The organism is Candidatus Caldatribacterium sp. (assembly GCA_014359405.1).
Classification (GTDB): domain Bacteria; phylum Atribacterota; class Atribacteria; order Atribacterales; family Caldatribacteriaceae; genus Caldatribacterium; species Caldatribacterium oleiphilum.
The window spans coordinates 6,380-9,918 of record JACIZN010000011.1 but is presented as its reverse complement, the minus strand read 5'-3'; the positions used below and the strand labels follow the sequence as shown (position 1 = coordinate 9,918).

The 3,539-nt window shown below is 54.8% G+C and carries 5 protein-coding genes (1 of these 5 cut by a window edge); all 5 read right to left on the bottom strand.

From position 1 onward, the window contains the following. Positions 1-21: 21 nt before the first annotated feature. Complete coding sequence (locus H5U36_01720; protein MBC7216900.1) at positions 22-846, bottom strand: carbohydrate ABC transporter permease; 825 nt, start codon at positions 844-846, stop codon at positions 22-24. Beyond that, a complete protein-coding gene (locus H5U36_01715) occupies positions 847-1,737 on the bottom strand; it encodes a sugar ABC transporter permease (GenBank protein MBC7216899.1) in 891 nt (296 codons plus the stop codon). Positions 1,738-1,796: 59 nt separating this feature from the next. Then, complete coding sequence (locus H5U36_01710) at positions 1,797-3,029, bottom strand: sugar ABC transporter substrate-binding protein (GenBank protein ID MBC7216898.1); 1,233 nt, start codon at positions 3,027-3,029, stop codon at positions 1,797-1,799. 67 nt (positions 3,030-3,096) lie between these two features. Further along, positions 3,097-3,539: TIM barrel protein (locus tag H5U36_01705; protein ID MBC7216897.1), on the bottom strand; the 443-nt coding region annotated here is incomplete at its 5' end. Further along, positions 3,492-3,539, bottom strand: partial view of a sugar phosphate isomerase/epimerase gene (locus H5U36_01700; protein MBC7216896.1) — the end only. It continues 399 nt past the right edge of the window; the window shows 48 of its 447 coding nt (coding positions 400-447); the start codon falls outside the window, past its right edge; its stop codon occupies positions 3,492-3,494. The genes H5U36_01700 and H5U36_01705, both read right to left, overlap by 48 nt.

The window sequence follows — 3,539 nt, the reverse complement described above, 5'->3', positions numbered from 1 at the left end:
AACTCATAGAAACGCCTCCTTTTACCCTTTTACTGCACCGCCGGCTAAGCCGTGCACGAGTTCCCGCTCGATAAAGAAGAAGAGGATGACCACCGGCAAAAGGGCCAAGAGCGCTGCCGCCATGAGGTACTGCCACTGGACGGTCCAGCGGCCGATGAAGTTGTAGAGCCCCAGGGTGAGGGGACGCTTGTCCATGGACTGGATGAAGGTCAGGGCAAACATGAATTCGTTCCAGGCGGTGATGAAGGTGTAGATGATGGTAGTCACCACTCCAGGCATGGCCACAGGCAAAAGCACCCTGACGATGGCTTGAAGCCTTGTGCATCCATCGATGAGAGCTGCTTCCTCGATTTCTTTGGGGACGTTGCGAAAGTACCCTCCAAGGAGCCATATGGAGAAGGTAAGGGTGAAGACGCTGTTTGTGAGGATGAGGGAGAGGAGGGTGTTCAAGAGTCCAAGGCGGGCAACGATTTTGAAAAGAGAGATGACCACGATGATGGGGGAGAACATCTGGACGACGAGGATGAGGTACATGATGAAGCTTTTCGAGCGGAAGCGGAGGCGGGCAACGGCATAGGCTGCAGGGATGCAAAAGGCCATATTCACCAGGGTCGCCCCGAGGGCAACGATGAAGCTGTTTTTAAAGTACGCCCCCATCGGGTACTTGGTCCAGATATCGGAAAAGTTTGCCCACCGGATGGTGCGGGGAATCCAGTGCGGTGGAGTGGCGTAGACCTCTTCCAAGGGCTTGAGAGCTGTCGAGACCATGACGAAGAAGGGGAAGAGAAGGACAAGAAGGATGAAGACGATGAGTGGGTACACGAGGTAGAGGCTTCGACTGCGCATTCAGTACACCCCCCCTTTGAAGTAGCTACGGGCGTAGAGGATGCTCACCGTAAGGAGAATGACAAAGGTGATGACTGCCATGGCCGCAGCCGGGCCAAAGCGGAGGTACTGGAAGGCGTACTTGTAGATGTAGGTGATGAGGATGTCGGTTGAGGTTCCCGGACCTCCTCCGGTGAGAACGTAGATGACGTTGAAGTCGTTGAAAGTCCAAAGAATAGAAAGGAGCGTTGCCACCGTGAGAACGTTGCTCAAAAGAGGTAGAGTCACGAAGCGGAATTTTGCAAAAGGCGTTGCCCCATCGACCTCGGCAGCCTCGTAGAGCTCCTGAGGAATGGCCTGGAGCCCCGCTAAGAACACCAGCGCCATGAAGGGGATGCCACACCAGATGTCCACCCAGAGGTTGGCAAAGAACGCCGGACGCGGTTCGGCAAGCCATATGGGTGGTTCGCCAAAAACACGCAGAGCTCGCAGGGTATGGTTGAGGAGCCCAAAGTCGTTGTTGTAGGTCCACTGCCAGATCATAGCGCTTATGGGCACAGAACTTGCCCAGGGGATAATGACAAGGCTTCGGGCGATTTTCCGCCCCCGAAAATCCACGTTGAGGAGAAGGGCAATGACAAGACCGATACCGGTCTTGACTGCTACGGCTGAGGCGGTCCATACGCAGGACCGGATGATGATTTGCCAGAACTCGGGACGATCGAACATGAAGCGAAAGTTGGCAAGACCGGAGAAACTCACGAGATCCCCGAGTTTGTTCACCCGGAAGAAGGACATGAGAATCACGTAGACAATGGGGTAGAACATGAAAAGGAGGAGAAAGACGCAGGCTGGAAGAAGGAAGAGAAAGGCAAGGCCCGATTCAGTTCTCCAGAATTTCCCCTTTCGCAAGTTGACCTTCTCCCTTCAGAGGAGGCCAGGAGAGGCGAAGAGCCCCTCCTGGGTTTCCCTCACATTCCCCGCAGGGCGTCGATTTCCCGTGCCGCGTCATCCATGGCGGTCTTCGGGTCCTTCTCGCCGAGGAAGGTGGCTACGATGTTGTCCCAGATGATGTCGTTGCACTCCGGCCACTCGGGAATGAGGGGCCAACCCTTGGCGTTTGGAATCTGCTCAATCATGACTTTGTACACCGGCTTCTGGAAGGCAGGGTCGTTAGCCAGGGACTTTGTGACCGGCGGGAAGCCGACGAGTTTGTCGAACTGGAGTCTCCAGGGGTCGGAGTAGAAGAAGTCGAGGAACTTTCCAGCCTCCTCTTTGGCGTCTGAGGTCTTAAAGAGAACAATCGAGTCGGTGACGATGAGCGTGCTCTGGGGTTTTCCTTCAAAGTACGGCATTGGGGCCACATCCCACTTGAAAGTCACACCCCGCTGCTCAAGGAGAGTGGCTGTGAATCCACCGCTTAAGAAAATGCCCAAGTTTCCGGCAACGAAGAGGTCCTGCACCTCATCTCGAGTGTACGCGGTGACACCAGGTTGCGTCACCTTGTACTTGTTCACGAGATCGTTCATGAAAGTCAGGGCACCGACTCCAGCCTCGTCGTTCACCCGGCACTTGCCGTAGCTCCCGTCGGGAAGGATTTCGAAGTAGTACCCGCCGTTGCCGAAGAGGTAGTAGGCGTGCTCGGTGAGCTCCACGTACTTTTTGCCGGCCATGCCCACGGCGTAGAATTTCTCCTCGGGTTTGTTGATTTTCTGGGCAATGAGGAGCATCTCTTCGAAGGTCTCTGGAGCCTTGTCAATGATGTCCGAGCGGTAGTACATGAGTCGTGTCCCTGCAGCTACCGGGAGCCCGTAGAGAACCCCCTTTATTTTTCCTTCCATCAGTGCCGGGTCGATGTTGTCGAGGAGCTCTTTGCTCACCCATTTTTCAATCGGTTCCACAACATCCATGTCAAGGAGCTCTAAGAGCCATCGGGTTCCGATCACGGCAAGGTCTGGGGGCTCTTTACCTGCAAGAAGGGAAATGAGCCGGTCATGGCCTAAGTTCCAGGGAGTGGAGATGATTTCAAGGTCCACACCGGGGTTGGCTTCCTCGAAGGCTTTCTCAAGACTCAAGGCGTAATCGGGAGTGAGGCCGTCGTACTCCATCCAGAGGATGCTCACTTTCTTCTGAGCCCCGGCTCCCAAAGAGAGCGCAAGTACCACCACAAGAAGAGCAACACAGCCGACAATCCACCGCTTCATGGGTTCTCCCTCCTTCGTAGGGTTTTTTGAAAAGCCAAAGATTTTTCCCAGTTTTTAAGCCTTTCCATCACCTCCCCTGGGCAAGCCCTATGAGAACATCCATGTTGTATGAGAGGTTTGCAAGGAGCGCTTCGGTGCTGTAACGGTACGGCGGGATGAATTCGGCGATGAGGTAGTCGTCATAGGGAATGTTCCGCAGGGCTTGCATGACTTCCCTCCAGTGGACATCGCCTTCAAGGGGAAGGCAGAATCCCTCAAGAGTCCCCACGGCCTTCTTGAAGTCCTTCACGTGGACTGTGGCGATGCGCTTCCCGAGGATAGCAATCCACTGCTCTGGGTACCCAAAGAGGACCACGTTGCCAGTATCAAACTGGGCCCGGACGAAAGGACTCTCAAAGGAGTCGATGAAGCTGGCAAACTCAATGGGGGAGAGGAAGCACTCGTTCCAGACGTTCTCCAGGGCTAAAGTAACTTGGGCGTTTTGAGCATGAGGAAGAACTTCCTGAATGC

What these genes read in the sequence shown, in the direction of transcription:
- H5U36_01720 (MBC7216900.1), bottom strand. Translation starts at nt 846, where the DNA reads ATGCGCAGTCGAAGCCTCTACCTCGTGTACCCACTCATCGTCTTCATC.
- H5U36_01710 (MBC7216898.1), bottom strand. Translation starts at nt 3,029, where the DNA reads ATGAAGCGGTGGATTGTCGGCTGTGTTGCTCTTCTTGTGGTGGTACTT.